Genomic DNA, 514 nt, shown 5'->3' on the forward strand with positions numbered 1-514 from the left:
TGCAGAAAGCTCCGCTATTTTGCCGATGCTATTGAAAATATTCATCAGTAAAGAGCCGAACTCGATGCAGTTTTTGCCTGCATACGCCGACAAAGAAGCAATGAATGTATTGAGCTACTTCGAACAAGCGTTGGAAGGAAAAACCTACCTCGTAGAAGAGCGATTGACGGGTGCAGACATCATGATGTCTTTCATCGTTGAGTTAGTACAGATGTTTGGCCTAGCAGAACAATTCCCGAATATGGTTCGTTACGGTAAACAACTTGCGACGCACCCTGCTTTCGAGAAAGCCGAACAAATTGAAGTGAACTACGCTTAATTTAATCGTCCCTTTGAGGCTTGGATTGAAGACAAATAACGTTGTCTCAATCGCATCAAAGGGACGTTTTTTATCGAAATAGAGCGCAAGTATTCATTTATAAATTCAATCCTTCATACCTCTTCTAACCCTACCAATTATTCTTGATTGTTGCTAATAAATCCTAAGATAAATCAACAACTAAAATGTAGTCCA

The 514-nt window shown here is 39.9% G+C and carries 1 protein-coding gene; it reads left to right on the plus strand.

Annotation, left to right across the window (positions count from 1 at the left end):
- Positions 1-319, plus strand: a 319-nt coding sequence (locus tag R7R78_RS29540; RefSeq protein ID WP_225475016.1) for a glutathione binding-like protein, incomplete at its 5' end; no start/stop codon positions are given.
- Positions 320-514: the final 195 nt, after the last annotated feature.

Source organism: Vibrio sp. 2134-1 (assembly GCF_033339495.1).